The sequence below is a fragment of the uncultured Sphingorhabdus sp. genome (genome assembly GCF_937872355.1).
In the GTDB taxonomy this organism is placed as follows: Bacteria; Pseudomonadota; Alphaproteobacteria; order Sphingomonadales; family Sphingomonadaceae; genus Sphingorhabdus_B.
Genome location: NZ_CALMSV010000220.1, coordinates 1 through 18,083, shown reverse-complemented (window position 1 = coordinate 18,083; position 18,083 = coordinate 1). Strand labels below are relative to the sequence as shown.

The window sequence follows — 18,083 nt, the reverse complement described above, 5'->3', positions numbered from 1 at the left end:
AAAATTATGGCGACCAGATTGTAAGCCTGGTCTCAGATACAATTGGTGGATGGAATGCCAGCACAATCACCGACCGCGTTGAAAATGCCGTTGGTAGCGATCTTCAATTCATCCGCATCAATGGCACGTTGGTTGGCGGACTGGCCGGGATCATTATCCACGCCGTTTCGCTAATGCTTTGATGTTCAATTCGCCGCTTTGATCATGTCTTCTATGCGGACGAACTTCTCACGCGGAGCCCCTTCCCTAGCCCGCGCAATTTCGGCTTCCTCGATCTTCTTCCAATCGGAAAATTTGACGATTTGAACGCCGCGTTGTTCGAGTAGCGCATCTAGCGCAGCACGCCCCTGCTTACCTGCTCCGTCTCCAATATCGTCGGCAACGGCTTCGATGATCAAATAACCATCGGGCCGGTTGGTACCGATTGTACCTGAAGGCCCACGCCGGGCCCAACCTACGCAATATAGCCCCGGAAGGATGCGGCCTTCAACATTGGCAAAGCGGCCGCGGCCATGCTCATAGGGCACGCCTTCGATTGACGGTGTCTGATAGCCGATACAGGCAACAACCATTGAGCAATCAAGCGCATAAGTCTCGCCGGTTCCCCGGCTGCGCAATTCGCTGTCGAGTTCGGTGCGCTCGACAATGATCCTCTCGACTTTACCATTCCCCTCAATGGCAACGGGGGCAGCGAAGAAATCAAATTCAATGGAAATCGGCTTGGTCGCCCTATAACTCTCAGGGATGGCCGCAAATTCGCGCAGGCAGGTCACCGATTTGCGCATGCCTGGTTCAAGCAGCATGTCTTCACCCTCGTCGGGTAAATCCGTGCGGTCAACATAAGGGCAGGCGCGATCCAGATGCCCAAGTTCGCCCAATTCCTTGGGGGTCATCGCAATCTGGTGCGGTCCGCGACGGCCAAGGATTGTCACCTCTTCGGTATTCGCAGTTTGGAGCATGTCAAGCGCATGGCTGACAATATCCGAACCGCCAAGTTCAGCACGGGTTTTGGAAAGGATGCGCGCAACATCAAGCGCGACATTGCCGTTACCGACAATCGCTACATGCTTTCCCTCAAGGGGTGGCTCAAGATCGGCAAAATCAGGGTGTCCGTTATACCATCCGACGAATGCCGCACTTCCAAAGACGCCAGGCAAGTCTGACCCCGGAATGTCGAGATTGCGGTCGTTGGGCGCTCCAGTTGCGAGAATAACCGCGTCGTACATCTCCAGAAGTTCGTCTATCGCTATATCTTCGCCAACCATAACATTGCCGACGAAGCGCACATTTTCGGACAGCGCCACACCTTCATAACGCCGCGACACCGCCTTGATTGACTGGTGGTCGGGGGCGACGCCAAAACGGATAAGTCCGTAAGGCACAGGCAGCCTATCGATGACATCAACGCGCACATCATCGCCAAATTGTTTCTGCGCGGCTTCGGCGGTGTAATAACCTGCGGGGCCTGACCCAATGATTGCAATGTGACGCAAGCGCTCCCTCCTTCACTTGCACGCCAACTTCTCAGTCAGCCTCTTCTCCAGATTCGGAGCATAAGCAGCGAAAATGTAAATGCAATCAGGCTCATCCAGCCGAAAGCGCTTTTCCCCCGCTTCTTATCCGCCTAATACTGCGATTATGAGTGTAAAACTTCCAATCCTGTTAGCAGCAACCGCACTGTTGCTCGCAACAACGGCTTGCAAACAGGTTGAAGAACAGGACGACCGCCCGGAAACTTCGCAGCAATTTCCCCAAGCTGATCGCGCCGTATCGCAGACCGGTGACACAGAATTTTCTACGGAAGCCGCACGCGACGAGGCGGGTGAAGCCACCAAATTGATGAACTGGGCTGCCATAGAACCAGGAATGACGGTTGCCGATATCGGTGCTGGCGAAGGCTATTATACAGTGCGGCTGGCAGAACGCGTCGGCATTAAAGGGCGAGTTCTGGCGCAAGATATCAATCGCGGTGCGCTCGACCGTCTGGGTGAACGCATCTCGCGCGAGCGCCTGGACAATGTCGCGATCAAGGAAGGTGGCATCGACGATCCACGCCTGCCCGCCAACAGTTTCGACCGCATCTTCATGGTGCACATGTACCATGAGGTGACCGAACCTTATGCCTTCATCTGGCGGCTGCGTAGCGCGCTGAAAGCCGGCGGGCAGGTTATTGTCGTTGACCGTGACCGCGCGACCAAACAGCATGGCATTCCGCCAAAGCTGCTGTTTTGCGAGTTTGACGCCGTTGGATACCGCTTGGTTGAATTTGCCGAGCGGCCCGAGGTCGGCGCCTATTTCGCCCGTTTTGAACGCAAGGGCAAAGCGCCTGCCCCGGCGGCCATCAAGACCTGCAAGGAAACTGCGAAGCGCAGTTAGGCTGCCTTCTTTTTCGCTACCTTGGGCCGGTCAAGAAATTCACGCATCGCGGTGATGCTTTCCTCTACATGGCTGAGCATGAACAGGTGCCCGCCGTCGTCAATGATGAACAACTCGCTATTCGGGATCAGCATTTTCAGGAAATGGCCATTGGCGACCGGCACAATCTGATCATCGCCACCCATCATGATCAGCGTGTCGTGCTTCATGAAAGGCAGGAAAGGTGCGCTGGTCCAGCCAAGCATCGCCAGCAACTGGTAAAAGTAGCCAGTCTTTGACGGTGGCTTGATACGGCCAATATGGCCTTCAGAGCCATCATCCGTTCCACCGTATAAAGTGTTGAAATGCTTCCGCATGAAATCGGGATCGATGTAGCGACGCGGGTCGGCCATCTTGATCAGCGCTTTGGGGTTTCCAGGTACCATAAGCATGCCGGCAGTTGTTGCAGCCAGTATCAAACGATTGACGCGTGGGCCGTTTTGCAGCGTGAATTGCTGTGCCATTGCCCCGCCCCAGCTGACGCCCATTACGTCAACCTGCGCCATGTCGTAGCGGTCGAGCAATTGTTCGGAAATCCGGCCCATCATCCATGCGTTATACGGAACCATTGGCTCTGGAGAGCCGCCGACACCTGGCATGTCGAAGGTCAGGAAATCGCGATCGGGCAGCATATGCGCCAAAGGCGCCATCGCCTCGATATTCGCGCCGATACCGTTGAAGAACAGCAATGGCAGCTTGTCGGTTTTGCTCTCAGCCTTCCAGTGCGCGACGCGCAGATTGCGCCCGTCAACTTGCTCCATGCTGAAACGCGGCTCGCGTTTTTTGTTCATGTTTGTTCCCCTGCTGCCCGGGCCGCTGCGGGCGTCTTTTGTTGCGTCGCAGCATAGCCTGCGACGCGCTTTACGCAAGCGTCAATCTAGCACATAGAGCCCCGGCGCATTCTCCATCGGCGGATGCGCTTTGCTGCCGCAGCCACTAGGTGCCTTCACCTTCTTGCCAGAGCGCTCCGCAAGCCATTCGGTCCAGAACGGCCACCAGCTGCCAGCATTTTCCTCAGCGCCCTTCATCCATTGCTTCACATCCGCGGGCGGATTGCCCTTGGTATTGCGCCAATATTTGGCCTTGGGGTTGCCGGGCGGGTTGAGAATCGCCTGCATATGACCCGCCTGACTCAGCACAAATTCGACATTCTTGGCACCGAATAACTGCGTCGAACGATAACAGGCCTGCCACGGCGTGATATGGTCGGTCGTGCCGCCTAGAATGAACATATCGCCCTTCACTTTGGTCAGATCGAGCGTATGACCTGCAATGTCGAATGTGCCCGGGGCAGCATAGGCATTGGCCTCAAACAGTTCCAGAAAATCGCCCAGCAGGCTCGCCGACAGGTTGGTGGCATCGGCGTTCCAGAAGAGGATATCAAATGCTGGCGGGTCATCACCCAGCAGATAGTTGTTGATGACATAATTCCAGATCAGATCATTGGGCCTCAGCCACGCAAAGCCACGTGCGAGGCTGCTGCCTTCAATTACGCCTTTCTTCGCTGCGCGCTGCTTCGCGAGCGTGATGCCATTGTGCGAAACCAGTGCGCTGGCTTCGGTATCGCCGGGCTTGGGCTCCAGCACGCAAACCATCATCGTGATTGCGTTTATGCGGTCATCGCCATCTGCTGCCATGCGCGAGCAGAGAACCGACATCGTCTGGCCACCCGAACAGCCACCTGAGACATTGACCTTTTCGCTGCCGGTAATCTCGCAAACCACGTCGACGGCCTTGCGGCATGCCTCGATATAGTCTCCCATGCCCCAGACGCCCTGATCGTGCGTGGGGTTGCGCCAGCTGATTACAAAGGTCTGGAAGCCATGCTCGACCTGCCATTTGATGATGCTCTTTTCCGGCGACAGATCGTTGATGTACATCTTGTTGATCTGCGGCGGGATGGTGAGTTGCGGGATCGCGTAAACCTCCTCGGTCGCCGGCGTGTACTGGATCAGCTCAAACATTTCATCGCGGTAGACGACTTTGCCGGGCGTGGTCGCAATATTCTCACCCAGCTTGAACGGCTTTTTGTTAACCTGACTGACCATACCGTCGTTGTGGACCATGTCGTTGTAGGCGTTCTGTAGGCCCTTGATAAGGCTAAGGCCGCCCGAATCCACAAGACGCTTCTGCGCGGTCGGATTGCCTATAAGGCTATTGGTCGGTGCAAGCGCATCAATGACCATCTGGCTGACGAAATTGGCGCGATCACGCTCGAGCGCATCAAGCTCGAGATCTTCGATCCAGCCCTTGATGCCCTTTTGAACCGCCAGATAGTATTGCGCACCCGCCTTGAAGAACGGATTGAATGTCCAGGCCGGATCCATGAAGCGCTTGTCTTTGGGATCTGGTGCCAGATCGGACTTGCCGGTCATGATTTTCACTGCATCTTCTGTGAGGCCCGACATCGCCTTGAACGCACTATTCGGATTGGCTGCAGTCTGACGCAGCATCACGCCGATCGCACCGGCAAAATCTTCGCGCGCAAGACCGGCCAAGGGCCCAAGAGCCATGGTCGCATCGTTCGCCGCATCAAATGCGGTTTCGGGAATTGTGCCCAATCCCTTCTTCTTGCCGCCACCTGCTTTAGCTTTTGCTTTCTTTTCAGCCATCTGAGCAACCTCTCCTCTTCCTCACGCAAAGAAATTGCACTTCGCGAGAACAACGTCAATCGGCGAAAATCGTTGCCGTTTCGTCTGGACGCGTTGCGGTCGCGTCGATATGCCGACCGTGAGCTGGGAGGAACCATAATAATGACCAATTTTTCGTGGGTGCCAGATGCGGCTTCAGGCATCCGCCAGCGCTTCGTGGAGGCCAATGGGCAACGCTTTGAATTGGCAGAAGCAGGCGATCCGCAATCGCGCAAATTTGCGATCCTGCTACACGGTTTTCCCGAACTGAACTTTTCGTGGCGGCACCAGATGCCTGAATTGGCTGTGCAGGGCTGGCGGGTCTGGGCTCCCAATATGCGCGGTTACGGCGCATCATCCAGACCGGAAGGCGTGCCAGCCTATCGCATGGATCAGCTAATGGCTGACGTGGCTGCATTGATCGATCTGGCCAAAGTTGAAGCCCCTGCCGACGAAGTGATGCTCGTCGCGCATGATTGGGGTGCAGTGATCGCGTGGACCTTCGCCATCCAGAAAATACGTCCACTCGACCGGCTGGTCATCATGAATGTACCGCATCCCAAGTGCGCAGAGCGTGAACTGAAATATTGGCGGCAAAAGAAGAAGAGCTGGTACATCTTCTTCTTCCAACTGCCCTGGCTGCCGGAAAAGATGATGTTGGCCAGCGATGCCAAAGCGGTGCGCGGGGCATTCTTCAACACAGCGGCGAACAAGGATCGCTTTCCGCCGCAAGATCTGGATATTTACGCAAAAGCGGCACAACAACCGGGCGCCATGCAGTCGATGGTCAACTATTACCGCGCGCTGGTGCGCTATCCAGAGGCGCGCGAGGTGGGCGACGCCATGGTTCATACGCCAACTTTGGTCATCTGGGGCGAGAATGACCTTGCGCTCGATATCCACCTTCTAGACGGGATGGAGGAATGGGTGCCCAACCTTACGGTTCATCGTCTGCCCGGAATCTCGCATTGGGTGCAACAAGACGCGCCGGATGAGGTCAATCGCCTGCTTGGTGCATGGCTGGAGACGCCAATTTCATGACGCCGGTCGAAATCGCCGCCGTCCTGCTTGGCGTCGCCAATATCATCCTCATCATCCGCCGCTCAGTATGGAATTATCCATTCGCGATTGCGATGGTGTCACTCTACTTTGTCATCTTTCGGGATGCGAAACTCTACAGCGATGCCGGGCTGCAGATTTTCTTCATCGCTGTTAATGCCTATGGCTGGTGGAGTTGGAGCCGTAACAAGGCGGATGCTGGCGAAATCGTCGTCGAAGAACTCAGCCCAAACGGATTCGGCGCATGGATTGCAGGGTCAATCCTTGCCACGCTGGCTTGGGGTCTGATCATGACCAATCACACCGACGCCAGCTATCCGTTCTGGGACGCAGCGGTAGCGATGCTATCCGTCGTCGGACAAATTTTGATGACACGGCGGCTGATTGAGAATTGGTATTGGTGGATTGCGGTCAACATCATTTCCATCCCGCTTTATATTCTCAAAGAGCTTTACCTGACCGCCGGGCTGTATGCGTTGTTCCTCGTGCTTGCGATTGCTGGACTGATCGAATGGCGCAAGGTGCAGGCGCGGCAGAAATGAAACGCATTTGTCTCCATGGACCTGAAAGCACAGGCAAATCGACGCTGGCCACGCGGCTTGCGGCGCATTTCGGCTGCGAGGTCGTCCCGGAATATGGCCGCGCTTATTGCGAGGCGCATGGAACCGACATTGGCATGGCCGAATTGGTGCATATTGCCGAAGCGCAGGATGCGATGAACCGCGCTGCGGCGGTAAGGGCGGCGGAGTTGCACGCCCCGTTAGTGCTGTTCGATACTGATCCGTTGATTACAGAAGTCTGGGCGCAGATGATGTTCGGGCAAAGCGATCGTTGGTTTACAGGTTTCACCGGCTATGCCGACCTATACCTCCTGCTCGATATCGATCTGCCCTTTGTCGACGATGGTTTACGCGTTTATGCGAAGACGGAGGAACGGCAGCACTTCTTTGAATTGTGCAAATCGGAACTGGACGCGCGTGGTGTCCGTTATGCTTTGGTTCGCGGAATTGGCGATGCACGTTTTTACGCCGCGCTCGACGCAATTCACAAAGTTCTGGCCAATTGAATGGTTGACATTGCATCGCCTTGCATCAAGATTTGCACCCTCGATCCAACGGGCCAATGGTGCCTTGGCTGCGGCCGGACATTGGATGAAATTTCTGGCTGGCAAGGCGCAAGTCACACGCAGAGGCAAGAAATTCTGGCGGAACTGCCCAATCGATTAGTGCGCCTGAACCAAAAACTTGCGGACTAGGCCAACTTTTCCAAAGCCTCGCTAGCTGATATCCACCGTGCTTCCGCCGCTTCTTGCGCGGCTAAAATCTTTCCGCGCCGTTGCGACAATTCGCCCATTGTCAGGTCTTTATATTCGCTTGATGCAGATTGCGGATCGAACATCGCCTTATCAATCGCGGACAGCACGACTTCCAGCTTGGCCAGATCCGCCTCAGCATCGTTGACCTCGCGTTTCAGCTTTGCCTGCGCTTCACGCGCCGCGGCCGCGACCTTCTTGTCTTCCTTCCGGTCAGCCTTGGAGGGCTTTTCCTTCGCTGGGCCCTTACCCAAAATAAAGTCGGTATAATCCTCGATCGAACCGGCAAATTCCTTCGCCGTCCCGCCGTCGACCAGCACCAACCTGTCCGCCGTCAGCTCGAGCATGTGCCGGTCGTGGCTGACCAGCACGACTGTACCAGCATATTCGTTTAAAGCCTGCACCAATGCTTCGCGCGCATCGACGTCCAAGTGGTTGGTCGGTTCGTCGAGGATCAGCATATGCGGCGCTTCACGTGTAATCAGCGCCAGCGCCAAGCGCGCGCGTTCTCCACCCGAAAGCTTTCCAACCTTGGTTGTCGCCTTCGGACCTGAAAAACCGAACCGACCCAGCTGTGCGCGAACTGCACCTAGCGTCGCGCCTTTCATTTGGCGGGTCATATGTTCCAGCGGCGTATCATCGCCGTCCAGCTCCTCGACCTGATATTGCGTGAAATAACCGACGCGCATCTTGCCCGATGCGTTCATCGCTCCCTCCATCGGCGTCAGTTGCGCGGCGAGCAATCGGGCCAACGTCGTTTTGCCATTACCGTTGCGGCCCAACAGCGCGATCCGATCGTCGGGGTCGATACGCAAGTTCAGCCGCTGTAGCACCGGGTTGCCCGGGCTGTAGCCGACACTGGCCAGATCGAGCGAGACCAGCGGTGGTTTCAACTCGTCAGGGCTTGGAAAATCGAAACTCAAGGTCGGATCGTCGACCATCGCCTGCACCGGCTGCATCTTGGCCAGCGCTTTGGCGCGGCTCTGTGCCTGTTTCGCTGTAGAGGCACGGGCGGAATTGCGAGCGATATAGTCCTGCAGCTTCGCGCGCTGCGCATCCTGCGCTGCCTTGGCCGCTGCCAGCTGGGCAGCGCGCTCGGCGCGCTGGCGTTCGAAACTGTCATAGCCGCCGCTGTAAAGCGTCACCTGCCCGCCTTCGAGGTGCAGGATGTGGTCGACGACATTATTGAGCAGATCGCGCTCGTGGCTGATCACCACCATCATGGCGGGATAATTTTTGAGGAAGTTCTCGAGCCAAAGTGTAGCTTCCAGATCGAGGTGGTTCGACGGTTCGTCGAGCAGCAACAGGTCCGGTTGGGAGAACAAAAGCGACGCCAGAGCAACACGCATTTTCCAGCCACCGGAAAAGCTGTCCAGCGGTTGCCCTTGCATCTCTTCATCAAAGCCTAGGCCAACCAATATGCGCGAAGCGCGTGCCGGTGCAGTATAGGCGTCTATGGCAATCAGTCGTTCGTGCACCTCCGCCATGCGATCCGGGTCAAGCCCTTCCTGCTCACTTTCGATCATCAATGCAGCACGCTCGGTGTCCGCCGCCAGCACCGTTTCAAACGGCGTCGCAGTACCTGCTGGAGCCTCCTGCGCGATATAGCCGATGCGCGTGCCCTTGGGCATTTCGAGGCTGCCATCGTCCGCCTCCAGCGAGCCGATCATCACCTTCATCAGTGTCGACTTGCCCGCACCGTTGCGCCCGATCAAACCGATGCGGCCATAAGGCGGCAGCGCGGCGGTGGCGCGGTCGAGGATAGTGCGTCCGCCAAGGCGCACGGTGATGCCGTTCAGGTTGAGCATGATGGCGCGCGCCTAGCAGAGGTGATGTCGGCTGTCATGCAGCGATTGCGCTGCCTTGTGGGGATTGTCCGGCGCTGCTAGAGGCGCGCGCATGACCGAATTGTCCCACATCCGAAATTTTAGCATTATCGCGCATATTGACCACGGCAAGTCGACGCTGGCGGACCGATTAATCCAGCATACCGGTGGCCTTTCCGAGCGCGAAATGTCAGCCCAAGTCCTCGATAATATGGACATTGAGAAGGAACGCGGGATCACCATCAAGGCGCAGACGGTGCGGCTGGATTACACCGCGCAGGATGGCCAGAAATATGAGCTGAACCTGATGGACACGCCGGGCCATGTCGATTTCGCCTATGAAGTCAGCCGCTCCCTGGCCGCGTGCGAAGGTGCATTGCTCGTGGTCGACGCCGCGCAGGGGGTAGAGGCCCAAACGCTCGCCAATGTCTACCAGAGCATAGAGCATGACCATGAAATCGTGCCCGTCATCAACAAAATCGATCTGCCCGCCGCCGATGTGGACAAGGTGAAGGCAGAGATTGAGGAAATCATCGGCCTGCCCGCCGACGACGCCGTCCTAACGAGCGCCAAATCGGGCATCGGTATCGCCGAAGTCCTCGAAAGCATCGTCACCCGCATCCCGCCACCAAAGGGCGATCGCAACGCGCCGCTCAAAGCCATGCTGGTAGATAGCTGGTACGACCCCTATCTGGGTGTCGTCATCCTGGTGCGCGTCATCGATGGCGCGATCAAAAAGGGCCAGAGCGTCAAATTCATGCAGGCGGGCACCACCCACCTGATCGATCGCGTCGGCTGCATGCGGCCCAAGATCGAGATACTCGACGAACTCGGCCCCGGCGAAGTCGGCTTTATTACAGCCCAAATCAAGGAAGTCGCGCAAACCCGCGTCGGCGATACCATCACCGATGCAAAGCGCCCCGCTGACGAGCCCCTGCCCGGCTTTAAGGAAGTGCAGCCGGTGGTGTTCTGCGGCCTCTTTCCCACCGACGCGGCGGATTTTGAGAAGCTCCGTGAAAGCATCAGCAAGCTGCGCCTCAACGATGCGAGCTTCAGCTTTGAAATGGAAACCAGCGCCGCCCTGGGCTTTGGCTTTCGCTGCGGCTTTCTGGGCCTCCTCCACCTCGAAATCATTCAGGAGCGCCTCTCCCGCGAATATGATCTGGATCTGATCACCACCGCGCCATCGGTGGTCTACAAGCTGAAACTCGGCCGCAGCAAGACCGATGATGCGCGCGAGATGGAGCTGCACAACCCGGCGGATATGCCCGATGTCAACCGCATCGAGGAAATTCAGGAGCCGTGGATCGAGGCGACGATTTACTGCCCCGACGAATATCTGGGTTCGATCCTGAAGCTGTGCCAGGACAGGCGCGGCATCCAGAAACAACTGACCTATGTTGGCGGCCGCGCGCAGATCGTCTACGAACTGCCATTGAATGAAGTTGTCTTCGATTTTTATGATCGTTTGAAAAGTATTTCAAGGGGTTACGCGTCTTTCGATTATCACCAGATCGGCCACCGCGAGGGAGACCTTGTGAAGATGAGCATCATGGTCAACGGCGATCCGGTCGACGCGCTGAGCATGATCGTGCACCGCAGCACCGCCGAAGCGCGCGGCCGCGGCATGTGCGAGCGCCTGAAAGACCTGATCCCCCGCCATCTGTTCAAAATCCCGATCCAGGCGGCGATTGGCGGCAAGATCATCGCCCGCGAAACCATCGCCGCGCTGCGCAAGGATGTGACAGCGAAATGCTATGGCGGAGACATCACGCGCAAGAAAAAGCTGCTGGAAAAGCAGAAGAAGGGCAAGGCGCGGATGCGGGAGTATGGATCGGTCTCGATACCGCAGGAGGCCTTCATCGCCGCACTCCGGATGGGCGAAGAGTAGACCCTATTCTCTCGCGGATGCGGGGAGCCGGCAGGCGATCGTAGGTCAATATGGGTCAGTGACTATTCCTCAGGAGGCCGTTAATGCTGCGTTTCGGAGCGGTCAGAAATAGTTCAACTGTCCAGTCGTCTTGAGCTTATCCAAAGGTTTATTGCGACATATAAGGTCGGACGCGACGTCAGGACGCCTTAAGACCACCGCCCCCCAAAGCCAGAATTCCTTTTCGAAAAGCTAACTCGATCATCCGATGCTTGCATTTTTATAGCGCATGCATTATGCATGCATGACTGAAGTGCAAGCAAGGATGTTGGAATGGCTGAAAAAGACCCCCTCAAAGTAGCCGCGGCAAAAGCTCGGTCGGCAAACATGACACCCGAACGCCGATCAGAAATCGCTCGAGCTGCTGCTGCCGCAAAATGGGGCAATCTACGAGAAGCAGTGAGCCGTGAGGGAATTGTCAAAATCGGTAACGCCGAGATGCAATGCTATGTGCTTGACGATGAATCCCGTGTGCTTGCACGTGCTAGCTTCGTAAAAGCCATTGGACGTACTGGCAAAGTTAAAGGTGGACGACGATTTGACGAAGAATTTCAGATCCCTGTATTTTTAACTGCCGACAATCTCAAACCGTTCTTTCCGAGTGATTTGGAGGCAAATTCGAAGCCGATCTTATTTACTGACGGCGATGTTCAAATGATCGGATATCGAGCAGAACTGCTACCTGACGTATGCGACATTTTTGCAGACGCCGAGCGCGCAGGTAAACTGCGAAAAAATCAAACTCACATTGCTGACGCGTGCCGATTGTTAAGTCGCGGACTTACTCGAGTAGGCATAATCGGGTTGATCGATGAGGCAACGGGATACCAGCACACCCGCGCAGCTAATGCATTAGCTAAGATTTTAGAAACTTACATTGCTAAAGAACTTCAGCCTTGGGTCTATACATTTGGTAACGAATTCTATCAACAATTGTTCCGGCTTCGTGGACTTGACTATCAAAAGGACAGTGTAAAACGACCGCAGTATTTTGGTCACTTAACCAACGACATCATTTACAGACGATTGGCTCCAGGCATACTAGACGAAATTAAAAAAACTTCACCGAAAGCACCTTCCGGTCGGCGTAAAGGCAATCTGCATCAAAAACTGACCCAAGAACATGGCCACCCTAAACTGCGGGAGCATATTGCTTCCGTTACGACCATCATGGCTCTGAGCGATTCATACGCAGACTTTATAGGAAAGTTGGATCGCAGACATCCGGCCTACCACGAGAATCTTTCGTTTGAATTCATGCAGGATACTGGGCGTGGGTTTTAGCCCAACGTACAGCAAATTTCTGGCTACAGAATTCCTTTGACGTGAAGCGACGCATCCACGTGAAAAAATATTACCAGTAACATGTAGCAATATGCCATATGCGTGAACGAGGAAATGGCACGGTTCATTTCGACCGTTTGAGCTACAATGGATTGGTTGGAAAATGTCGGTTTATGCGATCTGGAATAACAAAGGGGGAGTTGGAAAAAGCTATCTGACATTTCAGATAGCTTGTGAGTATGCTAGGACTCATCCGAATGAAAATGTGCTTGTAGTTGATATGTGTCCTCAAGCAAATTCCTCCAGCATGTTGCTCGGTGGCATTGAAGCGGGTGAACGCAACTTAGAAGTGTTATCCGGTATGACTCCACCTCGCACAATTTCGGGGTATATTGCCGACCGTATAGTGAGCCCGTACGTAAATACGAATTCGGGAGCTAATTATCTGACTCAGATTCATAGTCTTAATGCCTGGGTGCCTCGAAACCTATTTTTGGTATGTGGAGACGAAGAACTGGAAATGCAGGCAGCTGGAATTCGCCTTGCATGTTCAGCAGGTCCAGCAGATTCATGGCGGATCGTGCACACCTGGATTTCAGATTTAATCGACGATGTTAAGCATTCATGGAACCAAGAGAATATTACAGTTTTCATCGACTGCAATCCAAGCTTTACGATATATACCGAGTTAGCAATCGCTGCGTCCGATAGGCTAATATTGCCTTTTTCCGCCGATGGATCATCAAAGCGCGCCGTGCGCTCAGTTCTTTCGCTAGTTTATGGCGTATTGCGGCGTCCAGGACAGTCGCAATCGGAATTTTTCAGGAATATCGAGCGTTATCGGATGGCTTTGCCACAAATATACTCATATGTTGGCAATAGGCTGACCCAAATGAACAACAGCTCAGCAAGCGCATTCAGAACAGTCGTGTTAGAAATTTTTGGTGAGGTCTTTCGAGTTTGGCAGGCTGATCCATCCAATTTCTGCGTTCATCCAAACGGAAATCCTGCTCCTACGTCCAGAACCGGCTTTAGGGCCATGTTTGAAGCACAAATAAATGATGCGAACACAGCTTCTGTTGTTTCAGGCGCTTTGGGAATACCAATTTGCCGTTTGACCGCAGGTACGAAAAACTTTGCAGGGCGTCAGGTTCAGGTCAACCAATCTCAACTTGATAAGCAACTTCCTAATATCCGCGATTTTGTCGCATCTATCGAATAAGAAAATTAATCAGTTTAATTCGATTTGTATTACGGGGTTGGATTACGGCAGAGGTGGATCGATAGTTCACTTTTCTCCAAACTCACCCCATCCCTTTCTCAATCAAAGCCAAAGCCGCCTTAGGATCAGCGTCCACCATCCCCAGCAATGTCCTCGCAGGAGCATCGGGGGAGCGGCGGCGTTGTTTCCAAACGCGCACGGTGCCCACGGGCACGCGCAGCTTGGCGGCGAAGCCTGCCTGGCTTAGCTTGGTCTTGGCGCGGATGGCCTTGACGTCGGGTCCGGCCGCAACACGGCCTCGGGAAGTATCGCCCTGTGCAAAGGCGATGGCATCGGCCAGTCCGGCCGCGATCTTGTCAAAAGCTTTGGTCATATATCCTGTCCTTGCCGGCTCGTGGTAGACGAGGGAAGCGAACCCCCGCGAGCTATCAAGACTCTCCTTTCAAAATTGCCGTTATAGACCGCAGGGCGTTTCTTTCGCCCTGCGTCAGATTTGCTTTTTCGCCTTTGCCGAACACGGTGAGCAGGTACACCGGGATATCGCCTCCACCGAAATAATAGATGATCCGATAGCCGCCTGACTTGCCTTTGCCTTTACCGGCAAGCCGCACCTTGCGAACGCCACCGGTTCCCTGCATTACATCCCCTGTTTCGGGGTTGGCTGCCACCAGATCAACTGCTGCAGTCCGTTCGTCGTCGCTCATCCCCGCGTCTTTGGCGTCGCGCAAATAGGCATCGGTTTCGACAACGGTCTGCATAGCGACGGCAGATATACGGCATTGCCGTATTTATGACAAGCTGGTTTTATACGGCATTGCCGTATTACAAAATCTGTCCACAACCTCTTCGGCTTACTGGCCCTCCCCCGCCGCTGTTGCTCCGCAACGCCTCCGGCTCCCCGCAAGCGGGAGGGGAGAAACATCACCCCCCAGGCAAATACGTATCCCCTTCCCCCGGCGCCTCGCTTTCCGTCCGTCGCCCGGCGCGCCATTCTTCTTCCCGCGCGACGCGTTGGCGCCAATTGTCTCCTTCACTCCGCATCGCGCGCACATGGGCGGCGTGGTCGGCGGCGTGGTCTTCCTCGGTCAGATACCAGGGCGTCTTGGGCCGGATATAAGCTTCCGGCGCGGGGCCCAGCTCGGTCGGGTCGACGACCGGCTCCTCCGCCGCGCGGTTGTAGGCGTTTAGGGCCTCGGCGCTTGCCTGTGCCCATGCGGCGTGGCGGGCATCCTCCAGCGCGCGGCTGACCGCTGTCGTCCACGGGCCGCCATGCGGGGCGAACTCCCCAAGGCCGCGTAATTTAGGCCGTGATTTTCAGCCTTCTTTACTTACCTTACCCTTGACGCTCTCTCAGCTTCCATTTCCTCTTGGGTTCTTGGTGCCGTTTGCCGAATTTTCTGATCCCATTTTACGATAAAATTCTTAAATTCTTTTTCCATATTGCCTTTGTTGATGTAGTTCGCGGCTGGTTCAACTGAACGCTTAAGAGTCTTCGTACTCTTTTTATAGCGAATGGCTTGTTCGGCATTGGGCACATGGCCATCCAGAAAATCCACGTGCATATTTGCCACTTTGGTGGCCTTCATTCCTTTAAAGAGTGAGCAACGGTCGGCACCCCATTTGGTTTCGCACTGCTTCATGACAGCCACCATTGCGGTGTTGAAATCCAGATCCCATGACACTTCGGAAATCATGCCATCGACCATGGCAATCGCCATCGACAAGCTTTTGCCGCTGACAGCCACCGCACAGCCTGATCCCATTGCCTTTGTACAATAGTCAAGCGCGCGCTCTTTGGCAAAGGCTTCCGAAGTATTGCTGTTCCAAATAGCCCAGTAATCATTGGCAGCCGGATGCCAAACCAAAGCACTATAACTGTCAACCTCTACCACTTTTTTGGGCAACATTTTTTTATATAGTTTGTCCACAGCCCGGTCATGCGCTTCTTGTTCTTTGCGAACCATATCTTTATAGTCTCTATGCGAATCTGTAGGTTCCCCCATAGGGGCGCAACCCTGAACACCCTGACCACCAATAGGGTACATTCCCGGCGGGCAATTGCCTTCTGCAAAAGCGCTTTGCGGCGCGAATAGAGAAAACAATAGAATAAGACCGACAGCAAAAGTGCTTTGTTTAACGAAGCGACGGCTCACTAAGCAGTCAAGGAGTGAGGGGATTGCGTGGCACAACATGGAAGCGTCTCACCTTTCATCCGATTCAATCGGGCAAAAAAACTCATCCAAGAGAAACACATAACCGTTCAACATCACAACACGAATGTCGTACCAGTACACAGGGCCTACAAGCCTTCATTCGACAGCGGTGAGTTCCGGGGACACAATATCAATTGGACTAAGCAGGGGGCACCGCGAGCGGACAATGCGAGGCGAATGTAGGGTGTCGGCGCGGGGTGCGTAGGACAGCGGTTTTTTGGGGGGAGCGGGTGGAGCGGGTTAAGGCCCTCCCGGTCACCTCTGGTGGCCTTCGGCTCCGGGGAGGGGTTGGGGTGGGGTCTGTCAGCGTTACGCAAGGCCTATAGACCCACCCCGCTACGACAAACTCGCTACGCTCCTAAGTCTCGCTGCCCCTCCCCTGAAGAGGAGGGGAGTCAGGCGGCGTCGGCTATGCGGTAGCGGGCCTCCGTCTCGGCGACCGAGGCGCGGATGAAATCGCCGATATGGTCGAGCAAGGCGCGGACATGCGGTTGCTGGCGCGCGGCGGCGCTCGTCACCAGCCAGCCGGGGGTGGTGAGTTCGGGGATCGGCGGGAAGAGGCGGACGAGGCTACTGGGCGTATCGCCGATCAGGCAGTGCATCACCGCCGCGCCCATCCCTGCCCTTGCCGCGGAGATGACGGCGGAAAGCGTGTTGGCGCGGTGGACGATCTGCATTTCGGGGCCGAGGCCGTCGATCCAGCGTTCGATCTGCCCCACGCCGGGGCCGGCAAAGCTGATGAAGGGGAAGCGCGTCAGCCCGTCATAGCTGTTGGGCATGCCGAGCTGCTCGGCCATATCACGGTGGACATAGACGCTTTCGTGAAGTTCGACCACGCGGCGGATGACGAGGCTTTCGTCCTGCGGGGGGGTGCCGAAACGGATCGCGATATCCGCCTCCCCCCGCGCGATATCGAGGGCGCGGTCGTCAACGATGATTTCCGCGACCACGGCGGGGTGCTTGGCGCGGAAGGCGGCGATGGCGGGCATCAGCCAGACATTGGCGGCGGATTCGACGGTGGTGAGGCGCACGGTGCCACTCAGGCGACGCCCTTCGGCGGCGACGCTGTTTTGCAAGGCCTCCACCTCACGCTCGACCGCTTCGGCATGGGGGAGCATAGCTTGGCCGCGCACCGATAGCGTATAGCCGCTGGGGCTGCGCACGAAGAGCAAAAAACCAAAACCATCCTCGAGCATGGTGATGCGGCGCGATACCGTCGCCTGCGCGACCTTCAGGCTGCGCCCCGCCGCGAGCGTGCTGCCCGTGCGGGCCACGGCGAGGAAGAAGCGCAGGTCGTTCCAATCGAACATGCACCCCATATAGCATCAGGCTATTCATTTTTGAATAACCGTTCGCCGAAAGAAATGCTCACACCCCGCGAAGCAAAGGCCTATCTAGTGGCTATCAGGAAAACACCCTCTCCCCTAAGTTTCCTGAAGAACAAGAGCATAAAAGGAAAAGACAATGACTTATGACTATCGCCTGCGTTCCGCCGTTGCCGCCGTTTTTGCCTCGGCATCGACCTTTCTCTTCGCACTCGCGACCCTTACCGGGCAAGCCGGACTGGTCGGGGCGCTGTAAGGAATGACGCGAAACCCCCTTTCCTCTCCCCTAGGAAAAAGATGAGCCCGGTGCCCCCTACACCGGGCTCTTCCTTTTTGGGGAGCGGCTGTGGTTAAGGCCGACGCGGGAGTTTGAGCAGCTTCGCCTTCATCGCCTCGTTGCTGCTGTCCATCCAGCTCATCGGGCGCACCTCAACCATGATATTGCGGCGCAGATAATGCAGCGCCCCGCCGATCCCGGCATCCTGATACTGCATGAACGCTACGTCGGGATCGCCGGGCAGCTTTTCAAGCTTTCCAGCACGCATCATTGTGGGGTTGGCGCGGGTCTGGGCGTAATAGACGGGGTCAGTCCAGATCATGTTGACGCGCAGGTCGTTGTCCTTGCCCTTGTACACGCATCCAGCCATCCCGCTGCTTGCATATTCAAGCTCCGGCTTGCCGGCTTCGACGGCAAAGCCCATCGCTGCCGTCACCTCTTCGGGTGTGAAGATGCAGACGGCCTTGGCCATGTCTTCCTTGCTCATCGGCCCACCCGGAATTGGCACAGGCGCAGCGCTGGCAGTGGGTGCGGCGGGGGCGGGGGGGGGAGCTTCCGCCCGGGGCGCCTTGGCGGCCCGATCCTCCCCC

18 protein-coding genes are annotated in these 18,083 nt (G+C 56.0%); 9 read left to right on the top strand and 9 right to left on the bottom strand.

Annotated elements, in window-relative coordinates; translation table 11 throughout:
• The coding region (locus Q0239_RS14460; protein WP_298604084.1) for a DUF445 family protein at nt 1–182 on the top strand (182 nt) is incomplete at its 5' end.
• 3 nt (nt 183–185) lie between these two features.
• On the opposite strand, the gene Q0239_RS14455 is transcribed toward Q0239_RS14460, so the two are convergent.
• Nucleotides 186–1,493, bottom strand: a complete 1,308-nt coding sequence (locus Q0239_RS14455) for an FAD-dependent oxidoreductase (protein ID WP_298604082.1) — start codon at nt 1,491–1,493, stop codon at nt 186–188.
• A gap of 145 nt (nt 1,494–1,638) precedes the next feature.
• Between Q0239_RS14455 and Q0239_RS14450 the strand changes: the two genes are divergently transcribed.
• Entirely contained in the window at nt 1,639–2,376 is a 738-nt protein-coding gene (locus tag Q0239_RS14450) for a class I SAM-dependent methyltransferase (protein ID WP_298604080.1), read from the top strand.
• On the opposite strand, the gene Q0239_RS14445 is transcribed toward Q0239_RS14450, so the two are convergent.
• Nucleotides 2,373–3,206 carry an alpha/beta fold hydrolase gene (locus Q0239_RS14445; RefSeq protein WP_298604078.1) on the bottom strand — a complete coding sequence of 278 codons (834 nt, stop codon included), beginning with the start codon at nt 3,204–3,206 and terminating at the stop codon, nt 2,373–2,375. The genes Q0239_RS14450 and Q0239_RS14445 overlap by 4 nt on opposite strands.
• 81 nt (nt 3,207–3,287) lie before the next feature.
• Nucleotides 3,288–5,027, bottom strand: a complete 1,740-nt coding sequence (locus Q0239_RS14440; RefSeq protein WP_298604076.1) for an alpha/beta fold hydrolase — start codon at nt 5,025–5,027, stop codon at nt 3,288–3,290.
• Between the two features lie 141 nt (nt 5,028–5,168).
• On the opposite strand from Q0239_RS14440, the gene Q0239_RS14435 reads away from it, so the two are divergent.
• The 4 genes from Q0239_RS14435 to Q0239_RS14420 are packed head-to-tail and all read left to right on the top strand — an operon-like array spanning nt 5,169 to nt 7,359.
• Complete coding sequence (locus Q0239_RS14435; RefSeq protein WP_298604074.1) at nt 5,169–6,086, top strand: alpha/beta fold hydrolase; 918 nt, start codon at nt 5,169–5,171, stop codon at nt 6,084–6,086.
• Nucleotides 6,083–6,646, top strand: coding sequence for a nicotinamide riboside transporter PnuC (gene pnuC, locus Q0239_RS14430; RefSeq protein WP_298604072.1), 564 nt, complete (start codon nt 6,083–6,085; stop codon nt 6,644–6,646). The genes Q0239_RS14435 and pnuC overlap by 4 nt, the downstream gene beginning before the upstream one ends.
• Nucleotides 6,643–7,170: an AAA family ATPase gene (locus Q0239_RS14425; RefSeq protein WP_298604070.1), complete on the top strand. Its 528-nt coding sequence runs from the start codon at nt 6,643–6,645 to the stop codon at nt 7,168–7,170. Before pnuC ends, Q0239_RS14425 begins: the two co-directional genes overlap by 4 nt.
• A complete protein-coding gene (locus tag Q0239_RS14420; RefSeq protein WP_298604068.1) occupies nt 7,171–7,359 on the top strand; it encodes a DUF1289 domain-containing protein in 189 nt (62 codons plus the stop codon).
• On the opposite strand, the gene Q0239_RS14415 is transcribed toward Q0239_RS14420, so the two are convergent.
• Nucleotides 7,356–9,224, bottom strand: coding sequence for an ABC-F family ATP-binding cassette domain-containing protein (locus Q0239_RS14415; protein ID WP_298604066.1), 1,869 nt, complete (start codon nt 9,222–9,224; stop codon nt 7,356–7,358). The two genes, Q0239_RS14420 and Q0239_RS14415, sit on opposite strands and share 4 nt — an antisense overlap.
• A gap of 91 nt (nt 9,225–9,315) precedes the next feature.
• On the opposite strand from Q0239_RS14415, the gene lepA reads away from it, so the two are divergent.
• The 3 genes from lepA (at nt 9,316) to Q0239_RS14400 (ending at nt 13,678) form a co-directional block, all read left to right on the top strand.
• The gene (gene lepA, locus Q0239_RS14410) at nt 9,316–11,133 is read left to right on the top strand and encodes a translation elongation factor 4 (protein ID WP_298604064.1); all 1,818 of its coding nucleotides are present in this window, start codon (nt 9,316–9,318) and stop codon (nt 11,131–11,133) included.
• Between the two features lie 312 nt (nt 11,134–11,445).
• Nucleotides 11,446–12,456: a P63C domain-containing protein gene (locus Q0239_RS14405; protein ID WP_298604062.1), complete on the top strand. Its 1,011-nt coding sequence runs from the start codon at nt 11,446–11,448 to the stop codon at nt 12,454–12,456.
• Between the two features lie 163 nt (nt 12,457–12,619).
• On the top strand, nt 12,620–13,678 hold the full coding sequence (locus Q0239_RS14400; protein WP_298604060.1) for a ParA family protein: 1,059 nt from the start codon (nt 12,620–12,622) through the stop codon (nt 13,676–13,678).
• A gap of 82 nt (nt 13,679–13,760) precedes the next feature.
• Here the strand turns inward: Q0239_RS14400 and Q0239_RS14395 are convergent, their stop codons facing one another.
• The 5 genes from Q0239_RS14395 to Q0239_RS14375 form a co-directional block, all read right to left on the bottom strand.
• Nucleotides 13,761–14,051: a transcriptional regulator gene (locus Q0239_RS14395; RefSeq protein ID WP_298604058.1), complete on the bottom strand. Its 291-nt coding sequence runs from the start codon at nt 14,049–14,051 to the stop codon at nt 13,761–13,763.
• 55 nt (nt 14,052–14,106) lie between these two features.
• A complete protein-coding gene (locus tag Q0239_RS14390) occupies nt 14,107–14,436 on the bottom strand; it encodes a type II toxin-antitoxin system RelE/ParE family toxin (RefSeq protein ID WP_298604056.1) in 330 nt (109 codons plus the stop codon).
• Between the two features lie 570 nt (nt 14,437–15,006).
• Nucleotides 15,007–15,831 (bottom strand): DUF4189 domain-containing protein, encoded by an 825-nt coding sequence (locus Q0239_RS14385; protein ID WP_298604054.1) that lies wholly within the window; start codon nt 15,829–15,831, stop codon nt 15,007–15,009.
• A gap of 455 nt (nt 15,832–16,286) precedes the next feature.
• Entirely contained in the window at nt 16,287–17,201 is a 915-nt protein-coding gene (locus Q0239_RS14380) for a LysR family transcriptional regulator (protein ID WP_298604052.1), read from the bottom strand.
• Nucleotides 17,202–17,566: 365 nt separating this feature from the next.
• The coding region (locus Q0239_RS14375) for a hypothetical protein (protein ID WP_298604050.1) at nt 17,567–18,083 on the bottom strand (517 nt) is incomplete at its 5' end.